This is a genomic window from Pseudomonas sp. ChxA (genome assembly GCF_030263855.1).
Taxonomy (GTDB): domain Bacteria; phylum Pseudomonadota; class Gammaproteobacteria; order Pseudomonadales; family Pseudomonadaceae; genus Aquipseudomonas; species Aquipseudomonas fluorescens_CB.
Map to the genome: position 1 here is coordinate 1,093,631 of NZ_JARPMK010000002.1, position 15,378 is coordinate 1,109,008.

Annotated in this window: 18 protein-coding genes and 1 pseudogene; 5 read left to right on the forward strand and 14 right to left on the reverse strand. The window is 59.6% G+C overall.

What is annotated here, in order from left to right:
- Positions 1-82 precede the first annotated feature (82 nt).
- Positions 83-700, reverse strand: coding sequence for a PAQR family membrane homeostasis protein TrhA (gene trhA, locus P5706_RS30770; RefSeq protein ID WP_200430421.1), 618 nt, complete (start codon positions 698-700; stop codon positions 83-85).
- 179 nt (positions 701-879) lie between these two features.
- Here trhA and P5706_RS30775 point away from each other — a divergent pair, with 179 nt between their 5' ends.
- Genes P5706_RS30775 through P5706_RS30785 form a run of 3 tightly spaced genes read left to right on the forward strand, consistent with a single transcriptional unit; the run spans position 880 to position 2,940 of the window.
- Positions 880-1,446, forward strand: a complete 567-nt coding sequence (locus P5706_RS30775; protein WP_285684121.1) for a chromate transporter — start codon at positions 880-882, stop codon at positions 1,444-1,446.
- Entirely contained in the window at positions 1,446-1,988 is a 543-nt protein-coding gene (locus P5706_RS30780) for a chromate transporter (protein ID WP_138813485.1), read from the forward strand. Before P5706_RS30775 ends, P5706_RS30780 begins: the two co-directional genes overlap by 1 nt.
- A gap of 37 nt (positions 1,989-2,025) precedes the next feature.
- Positions 2,026-2,940, forward strand: a complete 915-nt coding sequence (locus P5706_RS30785; protein WP_017139426.1) for a LysR family transcriptional regulator — start codon at positions 2,026-2,028, stop codon at positions 2,938-2,940.
- 137 nt (positions 2,941-3,077) lie between these two features.
- Here the strand turns inward: P5706_RS30785 and madM are convergent, their stop codons facing one another.
- The 9 genes from madM to mdcA form a co-directional block, all read right to left on the reverse strand.
- Positions 3,078-3,842: a malonate transporter subunit MadM gene (gene madM, locus P5706_RS30790; RefSeq protein ID WP_056857769.1), complete on the reverse strand. Its 765-nt coding sequence runs from the start codon at positions 3,840-3,842 to the stop codon at positions 3,078-3,080.
- A 5-nt stretch (positions 3,843-3,847) separates the two neighbouring features.
- On the reverse strand, positions 3,848-4,240 hold the full coding sequence (gene madL, locus P5706_RS30795) for a malonate transporter subunit MadL (protein ID WP_099488469.1): 393 nt from the start codon (positions 4,238-4,240) through the stop codon (positions 3,848-3,850).
- A 67-nt stretch (positions 4,241-4,307) separates the two neighbouring features.
- Positions 4,308-5,207, reverse strand: a complete 900-nt coding sequence (gene mdcH / locus P5706_RS30800; RefSeq protein WP_285684132.1) for a malonate decarboxylase subunit epsilon — start codon at positions 5,205-5,207, stop codon at positions 4,308-4,310.
- Positions 5,204-5,800: a malonate decarboxylase holo-ACP synthase gene (locus P5706_RS30805; protein WP_285684134.1), complete on the reverse strand. Its 597-nt coding sequence runs from the start codon at positions 5,798-5,800 to the stop codon at positions 5,204-5,206. Before P5706_RS30805 ends, mdcH begins: the two co-directional genes overlap by 4 nt.
- Positions 5,794-6,564 carry a biotin-independent malonate decarboxylase subunit gamma gene (gene mdcE, locus P5706_RS30810; RefSeq protein WP_285684136.1) on the reverse strand — a complete coding sequence of 257 codons (771 nt, stop codon included), beginning with the start codon at positions 6,562-6,564 and terminating at the stop codon, positions 5,794-5,796. Before mdcE ends, P5706_RS30805 begins: the two co-directional genes overlap by 7 nt.
- Positions 6,561-7,403 carry a biotin-independent malonate decarboxylase subunit beta gene (locus tag P5706_RS30815; protein WP_285684138.1) on the reverse strand — a complete coding sequence of 281 codons (843 nt, stop codon included), beginning with the start codon at positions 7,401-7,403 and terminating at the stop codon, positions 6,561-6,563. The genes mdcE and P5706_RS30815 overlap by 4 nt, the downstream gene beginning before the upstream one ends.
- A complete protein-coding gene (locus P5706_RS30820; protein ID WP_017139433.1) occupies positions 7,396-7,695 on the reverse strand; it encodes a malonate decarboxylase subunit delta in 300 nt (99 codons plus the stop codon). Before P5706_RS30820 ends, P5706_RS30815 begins: the two co-directional genes overlap by 8 nt.
- A complete protein-coding gene (locus tag P5706_RS30825; protein WP_285684140.1) occupies positions 7,695-8,528 on the reverse strand; it encodes a triphosphoribosyl-dephospho-CoA synthase in 834 nt (277 codons plus the stop codon). The genes P5706_RS30820 and P5706_RS30825 overlap by 1 nt, the downstream gene beginning before the upstream one ends.
- Complete coding sequence (gene mdcA / locus P5706_RS30830) at positions 8,529-10,199, reverse strand: malonate decarboxylase subunit alpha (RefSeq protein ID WP_056857711.1); 1,671 nt, start codon at positions 10,197-10,199, stop codon at positions 8,529-8,531. It abuts the gene before it with no gap.
- Positions 10,200-10,384: 185 nt separating this feature from the next.
- Between mdcA and P5706_RS30835 the strand changes: the two genes are divergently transcribed.
- On the forward strand, positions 10,385-11,206 hold the full coding sequence (locus P5706_RS30835; RefSeq protein ID WP_285684143.1) for a DUF2971 domain-containing protein: 822 nt from the start codon (positions 10,385-10,387) through the stop codon (positions 11,204-11,206).
- Positions 11,207-11,252: 46 nt separating this feature from the next.
- On the opposite strand, the pseudogene P5706_RS30840 reads toward P5706_RS30835, so the two are convergent.
- The 3 genes and pseudogenes from P5706_RS30840 to P5706_RS30850 all read right to left on the reverse strand — a co-directional run bounded on the left by P5706_RS30840 (position 11,253) and on the right by P5706_RS30850 (position 12,746).
- Positions 11,253-11,686 (reverse strand): annotated as a pseudogene (locus P5706_RS30840) (hypothetical protein).
- Positions 11,649-12,278 (reverse strand): nucleotidyltransferase domain-containing protein, encoded by a 630-nt coding sequence (locus P5706_RS30845; protein ID WP_285684144.1) that lies wholly within the window; start codon positions 12,276-12,278, stop codon positions 11,649-11,651. Before P5706_RS30845 ends, P5706_RS30840 begins: the two are co-directional and overlap by 38 nt.
- A gap of 237 nt (positions 12,279-12,515) precedes the next feature.
- Complete coding sequence (locus tag P5706_RS30850) at positions 12,516-12,746, reverse strand: DUF6124 family protein (protein ID WP_058420756.1); 231 nt, start codon at positions 12,744-12,746, stop codon at positions 12,516-12,518.
- A 598-nt stretch (positions 12,747-13,344) separates the two neighbouring features.
- Between P5706_RS30850 and P5706_RS30855 the strand changes: the two genes are divergently transcribed.
- Positions 13,345-13,632 carry a HigA family addiction module antitoxin gene (locus tag P5706_RS30855; RefSeq protein WP_285684943.1) on the forward strand — a complete coding sequence of 96 codons (288 nt, stop codon included), beginning with the start codon at positions 13,345-13,347 and terminating at the stop codon, positions 13,630-13,632.
- Between the two features lie 184 nt (positions 13,633-13,816).
- On the opposite strand, the gene P5706_RS30860 is transcribed toward P5706_RS30855, so the two are convergent.
- Entirely contained in the window at positions 13,817-15,361 is a 1,545-nt protein-coding gene (locus P5706_RS30860; protein WP_285684147.1) for a Fic family protein, read from the reverse strand.
- Between the last annotated feature and the right edge of the window lie 17 nt (positions 15,362-15,378).

The window sequence follows — 15,378 nt, forward strand, 5'->3', positions numbered from 1 at the left end:
TAGCGGTATTGAATGTGCCGACGCTATCGCAGGCAAGCCAGCTCCCACACAAGCCAGCTCCCAAAAAGCCAGCTCCCACGGGTCACAGCACGTAATGCATGATCGCCACAAAGTGCAGCAAACTGCCGCCGATCACAAACAAATGCCAGATCCCATGGGAATGCCGCAAGCGATCCTCCAGGGCAAAAAAGATGATGCCGACGGTGTACAGCACCCCACCCGACGCCAGCCAGACAAACCCCGCCGTGCCCAGCGCGGCAATCAATGGTTTGACCGCCACCAGCACAATCCAACCCATCACCGCGTAGATGACAATCGACAGAATCCGCGCCTCAGACCTTGGCTTGATCTCCTGCAAAATGCCGATCACCGCCAGCCCCCACACAATCCCGAACAGCGTCCAGCCCCACGGCCCGCGCAGCGTCACCAGGCAAAAGGGTGTGTAGCTGCCGGCAATCAGCAGGTAGATCGAAAAGTGATCGACCTTCTGCATGATCTCTTTTCGCCGCCCCTGCACGCTGTGGTACACGGTGGACGCGCTGTACAGCACCAGCAGGGTAAAACCATAAATCGCCACGCTGACAATCTTCCAGGGGCTGCCGTCCAGGCTCGCCACCACCAACATCCACACTGCGCCGATAAAAGCGGCAACCGCCCCGGCCAAATGGCTCCAGGCGTTGAATCGTTCCCCGTGATACATGTATCACTCACCTCGAATAACCGTTACCACATGGTTGTGCCAGGACCATTGTGACGCTACTAGCACTGTTGCAGGTAACACGCATTTCTTCATTTGCCCAACGACCCCGTGCCGATGGATCATTCACCTCATCCTGTGGGAGCTGGCTCCCAGATAAATGCAGCCTATCGGTAATCCCCGTGCCCGAGCTTGAACCCGCCCCGCCGCAACCCAGCCTATGGCAACTGTTTTACAACTTTGCCATGGTCGGCCTGTTCGGCTTCGGCGGCGTAATGCCCTGGGCGCGGCAGATGATGGTCGACCGCCGCCGCTGGGTCAGCGAGCAAGGCTTCAATGAGCTGCTGACCACCGGCCAGTTCTTCCCGGGCCCCAATATCGCCAACGTCGGCATCATCTACGGCCGGCGCCTGCATGGCTTGCCGGGTGCTGTTGTGACCGTGTGCGGGCTGTACCTGTTCCCCTCGATCATCACCGTGCTCGCCGGTTTCGCCTACACCCGATGGTGGACCCACGACGTGGTGCAGCAGGTCTTCGGCGCCGTGATGCCGATTGCCACCGGGCTGATCCTCGGCACCACCCTGCGCCTGCTCAAAGCCATGCCCAGGACGGTCGCCAACTACGTAGCCTTCCTGCTGACCTTCGTGCTGATGGCGATTCTGGTGCTGCCACTGTGGATGGTGCTGCTGATCTGCATCCCCAGCTCGCTGGCCCTGGGCTTTATCGACACGCGCAAGGTGGCCCGCTGATGCAAGCCACGCTCCTGCACCTGATGCTCCAATGCGCACTGTGGTCGCTGATGTCGATTGGCGGCAACATGGTCGCCATCGGTGATATCCACCGCTACTCCGTCAACGACATGAACTGGGTCAGCGACGCCCAGTTCGTCGCCTTCTTCGCCCTGTCCCAGGCACTGCCCGGTCCCAACGGCATGTTGCTGGTGTTTATCGGCCAGCAAGCCGCCGGGCTGCCGGGTGCGCTGGTCGCCTTGCTGGCCAAGCTGGTGCCGTGTTCGGTGCTCACCTACGTAGGCGCCGGCTGGCTGGAAAAACACACCACCACGCCGTGGGTGCAGCGGGTCAAGCGCAGCTTGTTGCCGATCTCCATCGGCCTGATCCTGGCCGCCAGCTACATCTTGATGAACAGCCTGGAAAACAACACCACCAGCCTGGTGCTGACCCTGGCCAGCGCCGCCGTGGTGTATTACACGCGGCTTAACGCGATCTGGCTGATCATCCTTGGCGTGGTGCTGGGCCTGTGCAGCGCATGGCTGGGAGTGAACTGGTTTTAGGGGCACAATCGACGGCATTCGAACCCGAGCCACGGCCATGCTGATCGACGAAGAATTCACCCTCAAGAAGCTGGAAATCTTCCTGGCGTTCATGCGCACCGGCAACCTGGCCCGCGCCGCTGCCGAACTGCAAACCAGCAACGTCAGCGTACACCGCGCTATTCACTCGCTGGAAAATGCGCTGCGCTGCCCGTTGTTCAAACACGAAGGGCGCAACCTCACCCCGCTCGAAAGTGCCTACGTACTGGAAGAGCGCGCACAAAAGCTGGTGGCCGACGTGGTCGACAGCGTACGCCTGACCCGCGAAGCCGCCGGGTTTTCCGCCGAGCGCTTCAAGCTGGGCTCGCTGTATTCGCTGACGGTCAAAACCGTGCCGCAGTTGATCATGGGCCTGAAAATCAGGCGCAGCGAACTCAACATCGACCTTATTCTGGGCTCCAACTTCGACCTGCTCTACAAGCTCAAGAACATGGAAGTCGACGCGATCCTGATCTCCCTCGACGACCACGCCAACGACCCCGACTGCGAACAGATTGCGCTGTTTTCCGACGACATCTTCCTCGCCACACCGGCCGATTCGCCCTTCGACCGCGAGCAGCAGATCGACCTCGCGGATGTGCGCGACGCTACTTTCATCACCCTGACCCAAGGCTTCGCCACCCATCAGGACGGCAACCGGGTGTTCAAGCAGGCGGGGTTTGAGCCGAAGGTGGCGATGCAGGTGAACGACATTTTCACGCTGCTGAGCATGGTCAGTTCTGGGGTGGGTTATGCGTTGCTGCCAGGGCGGATTGCGGCGGTGTATGAGAACCGCGTGAAGCTCATACCGCTGCAACCGCGGTATCGGTTGCAGCAGCATATTGGCGTGGTGTTCTTGAAGGCCAAGGAGCGTGATCCAAATTTATTGGCACTGCTGGCGGAGTGTCGGATGTACGCCAACCGTCAAACCTGACACCGATCGTTCCCACGCTCTGCGTGGGAATGCCTCATGTGACGCTCCGCGTCACGCCTTTAAGAGCAGACGCGGAGCGTCCAGGGCTGCATTCCCACGCGGAGCGTGGGAACGATCATTAATGAGGCCGGCTCAGGTCAGCCCACCAACCCGCGCATCAGCAAAAACAGCAACGACGGTCCCAGCAGGCAGCCCAGCGCCGTGTAAAACGCCGCCGTCAGGCAACCATACGGCACCAGTTTCGGATCGGTCGCTGCCAAACCACCGGCCACGCCGCTGGACGTGCCCATCAGCCCGCCGAAAATTACCGCACTGCGTGGGTTATTCAACCCGATCAACGGCGCTACAAATGGCGTCATCACCATCACCAGGATGGCCTTGATCAACCCGGCGGCAATCGACAGCGCCATGACCTCGGAGCTGGCACCAATCGCCGCGCCCGTCACCGGGCCAACAATGTAGGTTACGGCGCCCGCACCAATGGTGGTGAGGCTCACGGCGTCTGTGTAACCAAACGCCATCGCCACTCCGACGCCAGCCACGAACGAGGAACCCACGCCGACAAACAGCGCCAGCACGCCCACGTAACCGGCGCGCTTGAGTTCATCCACACTCACACCAAACGCCGTGGCAACAATGGCAAAGTCGCGCAGCATCGCACCGCCCAGCAGGCCGATGCCCGACAGCAACGGAATATCCACCACGCCCTTGGCGCCGCCGGTAAACGCGCCGCCCACATACGACAGCACCAGCCCGAGCAAAATGGCGATGGCCGAACCGTGCAGGCGGCCTTTGGTAAAGGTGTCGGAGATCCAATAGGACACCCACATGGTCAGGCCGATCACGGCAAAACCACTGATCAGGCCGTAGCCGGTGATCACTTTCATCATGGATTCGTACATGGCGATCACCCGGCTTCTTTAGTGGGAACAGCCGCAACTGGCTCACGGTTACCGATGCGCACCAACACCGGTACCAGGGCAAACCCCAGCACTACGGCGAGCGTGCCGGCCAGAATCGCCATCGGCCCGCCCTTGATCGCGCCGTACACGTTTTGTTGGGCCGCCATCGCTACCACAATCGGGATATACACCGCCGCCCAAAAGCTCACGCCCTGCTCCGACTTGCCGGTAAACAGCCCACGTTTGCTGAGGTAACTGCCCAGGCCGATCAACAGCAACATAGCGATACCCACCCCGCCGACGTTGGCCGGAATCCCCATCCATTTGCCCAGCAACTCACCGATAAACAGGCCGATCAACGTACACAGCGCCAGAAACGCCACACCGTAAATAATCATGGTTGTTGTCCTCAAAGTGCTTCATCGAAATTGTTGTTTTTGTGCTTCGAAAGCCTTGGGTGGTGCTTTATCGGTGGCGGCGCTCCTCCTCTTGCAGCAGGGCCTGCAAGGTGTCCAGGCGTGCGCCTTCATAGGCGATTACGCTGCCTTGTTCGAAGACACGCCGGGACAGGCCGGTGAGTACCGCGCCAGGCGGCAGTTCGATTTGCAGGCGCACACCGCGCTCGTAAGCGCTTTGCACGGTGCCGCGCCAGTCGACGATGCGGCACATGTTGAAGGCCAGGTCGTCGCGCAGTTGCTCGGGGTTGTGGATAGGCCGCGCGCGGGTGCTGCTCAGGTAGGTGATGCGCGGCGCCTTGAGCGTTACAAACGCCTGCGCCAATGCCTCGGCGGGTTCGTTCAGCAGCATGCAATGGGATGGCACGCTCACGGCCAGGCGCTTGGCCACGCCGTTGCCTTTGATGCGTTGCGCGACACGCTGCATGGCTTCATCACTGCCGGCGATGACGGTCTGGTTGTCGGCGTTGATGTTGGCCAGGTACACCGGGGTCTGCGCGCTGTGGATTTCAGCCAGCAACGTTTCGACTGTGGATAACTGCGGGCCGATAATCGCGGTCATGCCAAAGCCTTGTGGATAAGCGTTTTGCATCAGTTCGCCGCGCAGGCTCACCAGCTTTACCGCGTCAGCAAACTCCAGCGCACCGGCGATGACGGCGGCCGGGTAGGCGCCGATGGACAGGCCCGCTACGTAATCCGGCGTATGTTGCAATTGGCGGGCGTGGGCCACACCCGTGATCAACAGGCAGAGTTGCACGGCGCGTGTGTTGGCCAAGGCTTGGGCTGAATCGAGCAGCCTTACGTCTTCGCCCAATGCATCACTGGCTTGTTCCAGCACGTGAGCAGGCAACGCTTGAAGCATGCCCGCGCGCTGGGCGCCCTGCCCCGGAAATACCAGAAGGCTGCTCATGCCACAGCCTGCCAAGGGTCGAGTACCAGGTGCGCGCCGTGGGTGGTTTTAAGCAGCACACGGCGTGACTCGCCTGCCCACTCACGCAAGGCGACAGCGCCAAACGGGGTTTGCAGTTGCAGGTCGACGGTGCATTCGGCCGAGTCCAACCGCGCCAGCAGATCGCGTGCGGCGTTGCGCTCAAGTGGCTCGGGCGTGCGCAGGATCAAATCCAGATCGCTCTTGGCGTGCAGCGCTTCAATCCCGCTTGCCAACTCGAAACCCGCACTGCCGGTGACGCCCCAGTCTTGCTGCGCCAGCACCGGCCGCAGTTGATCAAGCGCGCGCAGTGCCGGCAAATCCCGTGTCGAGACCGCATTGCGCAAATCTTGCGGTGTCACCCGCCGCTGCACCGCGACGATAGGCATCACCGCCGCAAACCGCTGCTCACGCAAGCGCCCGCGCACGCCGACGGCCACGTAACCCGAGTCGACGACGGCGCGACGCACCACCACCGGGTGACCGGCGCTGATCGCGGCGCGTACCCAGGCTGGCGCGTCAGCGGGCAGCTGCGCCGGGGTCATGCCCCAGAGCAAGTCGTGGGCGTTCACCATTGCTCCCGCAGCAGTTGGCGTACATGGCTGGAAGCTGCGCGATTGCTCGCACCCAGGCGCCCTTTCAGATCAGGGCTGCGGATATCTTGAATGGCGTGCAACAGGCAATCGCTGACCCGCGTCACGTCGTCCGCCGTGGGCTGCTCAATCTGGCTGACCGACAGGGTTTCCCAGAGCAAACCGAGGCTGGCGTAGCTGTCGATGTCATAGGCCATGGGCGGCACGCTGGCCGCCAAGGCTTCGAGTTCTTCAACACTGCGCAAGGTCACCCGCGCAGCCGAGGCTTTGCCCATGGCGTGCACCATCACGCCAGGGTCACGCAGGGCGATCATGCGGTTGGCCTGATAGCCGTGAGCGAGAAACGCTCCGGACATGGCTTTGCCCACCAGCAGCGCAATCACCGGGTGCCCGGCCAAGCGAGCGCGGGCATAGCTGTCGGCGGCGGCGGCCAGCGCCTGATGGATGCCCAGGGCTTCTTCGCGGCGGCCATAGGCCTGGCTCGGCACATCGACGATGGCGATGATCGGGCGCTTGTCGCCACGGGCGATGGCTTCGTCAACGGCCTTGGCCAAGCCCCAGCCTTCCAGCAGGCCGACTTCACCGTTGCGCGCACGCGGGAAACGATTTTGCGCGTCGGTGACCACGGCAATAAAGCGCACGGCCTGTTCACCCACTACACCATCTGCAACCTTCAATGAGTCGGGCAACCCTTCGACAGGCGTTGCACCGGCGCTCAATGCGTTGAACCACTGCAAGCCTCTCATGGGCGTTCTCCTTGATACAGGTCGCGCACCGTCGCGGGGTCTATTTGCGGCGTTGCGTCCAGTTCAGTGAGGCGCGCCAGGTAGAAATCGATCTGACGGCTGCGCTGTTGCTCGGGCAAACCTTGTTGCAGCAAGGCGCTGACAGTCTGTTGGATCTGCGCCACATCGTCCGCCACATAACGGTCGGCCAAGCCGCTGTTAAAGCGTTGCTCGCCGCCGGTAAGGCTCCAGATAAACGGCCGGTCGCGGGAGTCGTACTCTTCCAGGCCCGCTTCCTGCTCGATCACTTGTGGGCCATTCAAGCCCAGGCGTGCTTCGCGGGTGACCACCAGATAACTGCACAACCCGGCGGCGATGGACATGCCGCCAAAACAACCAACGCTGCCCGCCACCACGCCGACGACCGGCTGGTACTGGCGCAGGTCGACAATCGCCGCGTGGATGTCGGCAATCGCCGCCAGCCCGAGGTTGGCTTCCTGCAAGCGTACGCCGCCGGTTTCCAGCAGCAACACGCCACGGGTGGGGATACCTTTGCGGTTGTCTTCGGCCGCCAACTCGAGGGCACCGGCGATTTTTGCGCCGCCCACTTCACCGAGGCTGCCGCCCTGGAAATTGCCTTCAATGGCAGCAATCACCACCGGCAACCCGGCGATGCTGCCTTTAGCGATCACCACGCCGTCATCCGCTTGCGGCACCACGCCTTGGCGGCTGAGCCAGGGCGACATCACGCGTTGGAACGGGTCGATCAGTTCGCGGTAAGTGCCGCTGTCCAGCAACGCCTTGGCTCGCTGCCGCGCACCGAGTTCGACGAAGCTGTGCTTGTTGAGCAAGTCAGTCATGGCCGATCTCCTCGAAACCCTGTTCCAGGCGCAAACGCACCACGCCGGGCGTGGCGCCGAAGTCGTGGATGTCAATCTTCAAGGCCGGTGGCGTCTGCTCCTGGAAGATCCGTTCGAACAGATGCTGCCAGCGTTGCTCGGCGCCATTCACGGAGGTCTGCACTTGGATGGTCAGCGTGCCGGGCGTGCCCGGTTCCAGCAGCACTTCCAGGTCGCCGGAGCCGACGCAACCCACCAGCGCACGGCCTTTGGGCGGCTGCCCGGCGGGGAATTCAAAGGATAAGGTTTCCATCACAACGCTCCGTCGAGGCGGTCGATAAACAGGCAGGCGGCCAACAGGTCAGCGGCGCCGCCGGGGGAGGCATTCAGGGCCAAGAGTTGCTGGTCGAGGTCGTGCAGTTGGCGGCGCCCGGCGAGGCTCGCGCTGCCGCCAGCGTCCAGCACTGCCTGGGCGCCGCTCTGCATGGCGAGCAGGCCTTCAGTGCCGGCGCGGTAGAGCACGCAGGTGTCGGCCAGGTCGGTCATGATCGCGAGCAAGGCGTCCAGGCGCGCATTCTGTTCACCGGCGTTTTGCCGGCGGCTTTTGTGCAGTTGCGGCAGGCCACGTTGCACCACGGCAGGAAAGCCCAATTGCGCTTCTTCACGGGCGCCGCGTGCGCCGTAGCGCTGCGCGACTTGCGCGCCATGGCTCATGGGCTGCGGGGCGTAGCGGTCGTTGAGCAAGGCCAGTTTGGCGGCGGTGAGCGTGACGGCGCGTGGTGCCAGAGCCGCTGCGGCAGTGAGCAAACCCAGTGCCCAGATCGCACCGCGATGGGTATTGACGCCTTGGGTGGTGGCGAGCATGGCTTGCTCACCTTCGCGCCCGATACGCCCGAGGGCCTCGCGCAAGGGCAAGCCGACTTCACCGAACTCAAGCGCTGCTTCGGCCATTTCCTTGAACATCGGCCACAACGACAGCGCCGAGGCGTGCATCAGGCCCAGGTGCAAATCGCTATGGGCGCCATTGCCGCGACGGTCTACCAATGCGGGTTTGGGCGACAGGTCGGCTTCATCAATCAAGGCATCCACGGCCATATCTGCCAGGCGATCGGCGAGGCTCAGTTCATGCAGTTTGAGGGCGCGCATTTACCAGCTCCTGAACTTGGCGGGCGGGTTGTACAAGCCACCGGACCAGTCCACCAGGTCGGCCACGCTCTTGGCGGCCAACAGCTCGCGGGTGGCGTCGGTGCGGCGAATCCCCAAGTCTTCGGGCAAGGCAATCAAGCCTTCGCGGCGCATGCGCGCGGTGTCCTTGGGGTTGTGGCGCATGCCGATGGCGGTGACGCCTGCGACGGCGGCGATCATCGCCTGGCGCTCTTCCAGCGAGCGCGCCTTATACAAATAGGCGATGCCTTCTTCGGTGAGCAGGTGAGTAACGTCGTCGCCGTAGATCATGATCGGCGCCAGCGGCATGCCGCTTTTGCGCGCGACTTCCACGGCATCGAGGGTTTCGACGAAGGTGGGTTTGCCGCCTTCCTGGAAGGTTTCGACCATTTGCACCACAAGCTTTTTGCCGCGTTCCAGCAAGGCCTCCGGCGCGTCGTCGTGGCGCATATCGAGCCACGCAGGCGTACCGTGACGGCGGCCGCGTGGGTCGTGGCCCATATTCGGCGCACCGCCGAAACCGGCCAGACGGCCACGGGTCACGGTGCTGGAATGCCCGTCGCCATCCACTTGCAGGGTGGCGCCGATAAACAGGTCCACCGCGTATTGGCCGGCCAGTTGGCAGAACATCCGGTTGGAGCGCATCGAGCCGTCGCGGCCGGTAAAGAACACATCCGGGCGGGCGGCGATGTAGTTCTCCATGCCCAGTTCGGTGCCGAAGCAATGCACACTTTCCACCCAGCCGCTTTCAATCGCGGGGATCAGGGTGGGGTGCGGGTTGAGGGTCCAGTTGCGGCAGATCTTGCCCTTGAGGCCGAGGGACTCGCCGTAGGTGGGCAGGATCAACTCAATGGCGGCGGTGTTGAAACCGATGCCGTGGTTGAGCGACTGCACATTATGTTTTTCGTAGATGCCACGGATCGCCATCATCGCCATCAGCACATGCACCGGCTTGATATGACGCGGGTCGCGGGTGAACAGCGGTTCGATGTAGAACGGCTTGTCGGCCACCACCACAAAATCCACCCAACTGGCCGGGATGTCGACGCGGGGCAAGTCAGTGACGTCGTCCACCAACTGGTTGACTTGCACGATCACGATGCCATCGCTGAACGCAGCGGGTTCGATCAGTGCCGGAGTGTCTTCGGTGCTGGCGCCGGTGTAGATGTTACCCGCGCGGTCGGCCATGAACCCGGCCGAGAGCACCACGTTGGGGATCAAGTCCACCACCAGCCGTGCGTAAAGTTCGATGTAGGTGTGGATCGCGCCGATTTCCAGCAGGCCGTCTTCGAGCAACTGGCTGATGCGCAGGGATTGGGTGCCGGCAAAAGAGAAATCCAGCTTGCGCGCGATGCCCTTTTCAAACAGGTCCAGGTGCTCGGAACGGCCGACACTGGGCATGATCATGTGCAAATCGTGGAGCTTGGCCGGGTCGGCCTTGGCCAGTGAGCGCGAGAGAAAATCGGCCTGCTTCTGGTTGTTGCCTTCCAGCACCACACGGTCGCCGGGCAGGATCAGCGCTTCCAGCGCCTCGACGATTTTGTCACTGGGCAACACCGCCCCGTCTGCGTATTTTTTGACCAGCCCGAGCCGCCGCTGCTTCTCGTCGCGCCGCCGCGTCCAGCGCGAATCGGGGGTGATGGTTGTTGTCATGGTCGCTCCACGGGGTTTGCTGTCGTGGGCTGTACCTTAGGAGTGAAAGTGGGGGGCATCAATCAAGCCCGACGGCGGATCGTTACGGCTAGGCTAACGTTCAACCTCATCCACATATAGATCAATAGGTATTGGCTTCGCTATGATCTTGGTTTGGTACATTAATGTGCAGCCAAGGAATTAAAATGATAATTGGGATTAATGACCACGACAAATACCTCTACCACTACACATCAACAGAAACGGCCATCAATTTTATATTGAAAGATCATACCTTAAGATTCAGTCCATACACAGGAACCAACGACCCCAAAGAAAGTAAAAACTGGGTTTTTGACGTAGGAACAAACGAGAATAGAGACTTAGGAATATATAATTCAGCCGAGCTCTCTGAGTGGCTTTCAAAAGAACTAAAACAAAACACTCGTCTCATCTGCTTTTCTAGGGACACACCCCACTTAACCGGAAACCATCTTGCAGATATCTTCAGCAGAGGTTTTTGCAAACCACGTATGTGGGCGCAATACGCTAACCGACACACAGGAGTTTGTTTGGTTTTTAATAAACAAGCATTGCATGAAAAAATAACATCGCAAATTGGTACAACTCGAGATGTGATGTCAGGTGCGGTCAAATATATCGACCGCGGCATCGTTAAAGACTTATGGAAAGACCAGGAGTACTTGATTAACGTCGACGAACTAGAACATCGAGGAAAAACTCAGTACGCGATTGATCATCTCCAAACGCACTATAAAAAATTATTCTTCGAAAAAATGACAGATTGGAAAGACGAGAGCGAATGGCGCTGGGTCGTATTATGCGACTCTGACGAGCCACTATACTTATCATTTGGAGGGTCGCTTTCCGGAATAGTTTTCGGCGAGGACACTAACAAAGAAGACAAATTCAAGATAGTTAAATTAACCAAGGGGCAGATTTTTTATCAGAGTTTGAAATGGAAAAACTGCAGCCCTTGGTATTATTTCGGTAGGCAAGATTATTGAAATCTCCTCGCCAGCTGGCTCTTTATCTGCAACTTAACGTGTTCGCCTATCCCCACTCTTGGCTAACCAACAGAACGCCTGCGGCATCGAGTAATACTCTCGCGCTCTCAATCAACTGCCCAAGCAACGCCTCATCCTCATCCATATATCCTTCATATTCCGCCAGGTTGCGGCGCTCATGACACAGCGCCAATAACCTCACCTGCACCTTATTGGTGTCGACGGTATGAATCAGGCATTGAAAAACCAAATAGCGTTTGTCCGAGCGATACCCGCGCAGGCGCAGAGCTGTGAGCGCGATAGCGTGGGCGGCGTTGTATGCCAAGTCGAAACGAATGGCGAAGGCTAACTGCGGGTTACCTGCATCCCTCAACCGATCCCGCGCCGAGCGCATCAGCCCATCACACTCTTTGCGATCCGGCGGCTCAGCCTTCAGCCACCGCTACGTTGCAGGTTCTCCAGGTTTGCCTTGCTGTCCATCCATGGACTCCTGAGGGTTGCCCCCCATCAGATTGATCTTGTCCTGCTGCACGACCCGCTGCACAAAACTGTTCCCGGCATTCCATTTGCTGGTCCAGTCGTCAGGGGTGTAAAGCGTCGGGCTGATGGTACGGCCCAGCTGCTCTTCCAGCGGCATGAGCTGCTCCATGACTTCACTGTAGTTGAGGCTTTGGCCGATCAGCATCAGATCTATGTCACTGGATGAGTGCGCCTCGCCCTTGGCAATGGAGCCGTAGATGAAAGCCCAGGTTATCTGCTCGGCGAATGGTGCCAATGCATTGCGCAAGGGTTCGTCCAGGCTCAGGGTCTTGCGCACGATGGCCAACAACTCCGAGTAAATCGGGCATTGGGGATTAGCCTGGTAGTGGGTCTGATTGCCTTGGCGCGTCATGCTCAAGATGCCCGCCAGTTGCAAACGCTCCAGCTCGCGGGTGAGGCTGCCTTTGCCCACTTGAGCCGAGCGTGCGATTTCATTGGTGTAGAAACTTTGATCGGGCTTGCCGAAAAGCAGGCCCAGCACTTTCTGCTGGGTGTTGGTGAAGAGTGCGGTGCTGAGCGGCAAGGTTTGCATGGCAGCGGCCAAAGAGTCCCAAAAAGGGAACGATAGGTCCCTTTTTGGGAACGATCAAGTAATCCGTGACCTGCGGCTACATTCAGGCTGCCGCACAGAGCCTTGTGGGAGCTGGCTTGCCTGCGATGGCGGTGGGTCAGCAATGAAGTTATGGGCTGACAGTCCGCTATCGCAGGCAAGCCAGCTCCCACATTTGTTCGAGGTGCTTGTTAGATAGCGGTCCCTTTTTGGGACTGCTTAGCCAGGGCTGACTTGTTCCAGTGCTCTGTCGACCAACAGCTGGCTCAGCTCTGCCATTTGCTGAATCGCCAACATGCTTGCGCGCTGGGCGGGGTCCAGGTCGAAGGCAAGGTTGCAGGTCAGTGCATTGAGGGAGCACAGGGTTTCGCTGGCGTTGGCCAGTAGAGCTTCGGTGTTTTGGTGGGGGTTTACGGTGAAGAGGGGCGGATTAGGGGTAGGTTTAACCATGATTTACAGCTCCGATATGTGATGGAGGCTGCCCTCTTCCGCTTGCACGCGAATAAGGTGGCAGCTGTGCGCAGGTGTGCAAGACCGGGCATATCGGATCCCGGCAGACCCCAAGGGATCTCCCGCGCACAGCCGCCATAACAAATACAGCGAGCATAAAAAACGCCCGTTGAATGGCTATGGGCGTTGGTGCGCCGATATGTAACCGGACTTGCACGTCCGTGTCACCGTTTTTCGATGACGGGACGAAGACTAACCGCCATGACTACCCACAACAAGTTCATGCACAGCTCGAAATCTTGCAGGAAAATTCCGAAGGCTGGGCACAACGCTCACGGCAAAAACGCTTCCTGTGGCGAGCGGGCTTGCCCCGCGTTGGGCTGCGAAGCGGCCCCAGCAAGGTAAACGCGGTGCATCAGGCAAACCGAGTCGGCAGGTTTGGGGGCTGCTGCGCAGCCCAACGCGGGGCAAGCCCGCTCGCCACAGAGAATGTTCCGACAAGGTTTTCAGGTTGTTGCTTGGAACCCGGCCCTCTAGTCTTTTTCCCCACCGAACATCACCACGGGCGAACATCATGAACCCGACCATCAAACCCAATATAGGCATGCACAACCCACCTCACCCAGGTGAAATCCTGCTTGAAGATGTGATCCCGGCCTTGGGCATTACCATCACCGAAATGGCACGACGCCTGGGCTTTGCCCGCGAGACATTTTCAAGGATCCTGCATGGGCATGCGCCTGTCAGCCCAGACCTTGCCGTGAGGTTGGAGCGGGCTGGTATGAGTACCGCGCAGCTATGGTTGTCGATGCAAAGTGCCTACGATTTGTGGCAGGCCGAGCATCGGGAGCAGCCAGTGATTGAGCGGTTTGCGCGGATTGATTGAGGTCTTGAGCCGAACACATTCAGTGTGGGAGCTGGCGTGCCTGCGATGGCGGTGGATCAGCTAAGAAGTTGTCGACTGACAGTCCCCTTCGCTATCGCCTCCCACAGCCGCCATGACTACCCATAACAAGTTCATGCACAGCCCGAAATCTTGCAGGAAAATTCCGAAGGCTCATCCACCTCGATCACTCCTCGCTGCTCCCCTCTTCTCGCTCTTCAAATGCGGATCGTACGGCTTCCACAACACGATCTGCGCGGTCTGCATCGTCCAACTGCGGATACGTTTTCTTCAATTTCCCTGATACCTGCCAGCCATTTTCCTTTAGAGAGCGAATGATTCGGCTCGCGTCCTGATCAGGCATTTCCAGCACTTCTTTGAGCCGCTCCTGGGCACATTGAAAGATAACCAGCACACGCGCCTCATCTGCCATCTCGGTGCGTACCGTATGCGTCACGACCTGCGCCGTGTACAGGACGTGCTCGGTCAAATCGGGATAGCGCCATGCGAACTGCGCGTCGGCGTAGTCATCGAAAACTAGATTGCTTGAGGTGCCATCTTCGTAGACAGCAACTTTTCCAAAACGATAGGACGCTGCGTAGCGTTGCATAAATGGCCGCGAAAACACCTCCAGCGTTTGATCGTATCGCGCCCGGAATTCAATCGAACTCGTGATAGTGGCCGATACCGGCAGGATTACGCCGGCTGGCACTGCCTTGTCACGGATCAAGGTATCGTTGATCAGGAAGCGATGGATCCGTCCGTTGCCGTCCCGCATGGGGTGGATATATACAAATGCGAAGGCAATGGCTGCAGCCCTGGCCAGTGGCTCGGCACCGCGTGTAGCCAGCTCAAATGCTTTCAGGCCATCAAGCAGTTGCGGTAGCACCTCAAATGGCGGCGCGATGTAGTGCACGATGTCCTCGCGCATGGTCGCCTGCCCGACGAAGACTGGAGAGTGTCGCAGGCCAAGCCCCAGTGCCTCATCCCCCAAAATACCGGCTTGTAACGTGTGCAAGCTGTCGCTGCTCAACGGCTCCTCGATATGGCCGCAATACTTGGCGATCACATGGGCAAAGCGCTGGATCCTGTCGGCTTTGTCCGCTTCCTTCTCGATCAAAAAGCTGGCACGCGACTCCTTGAGAGTCAGCCAACTGGCCGTGCGCATCAGGATGTCGATACCAAAGGTTTGGTTCAGCTCGCGCAGGGCCGCACCCAAGTCAAATTGCAGCGCCTCTTGAACGAATTCAGTACGACGGACAACAGGGCAGAACGCTGCGACACCGGGAAGATTATTGTTGATGCGCCAGCGCCGCACCCGCATTGGCTCAACACGGGTCAGGTATTGCTGTGCGGATATGGCATCGACGTAACCACCATTGGTGACATCTGGCACATCCAGGCGCTGTCCGGTCAGCCACTCGTATAGAAACCCAGTGCGGCGGGCGTATTGACCAAAGGGGGCTTGCCGGCACCAGGCTTCGATAGGCTCAGGGCCGATAGCCGCAAACAGACGGGCAAAAAATTCGAGATGAATTTCTTCGTACTTCAGCCCAAATTCGAAATGTCCCGCGAAGTCGTCAGTCGGCTGGTAACTGGCGGGATACCTGCGTTCGACATGTCCATCGCTCTCACGGCTCATGCGTGTCGTACCGATTACCGACTCGACGCGCAGCGGTTGTGCAAGCGCGATACTGTGGCGGTCGGCGAGCGCCTGGAAGCCTACTGACATTATCGAATCCTCTAACG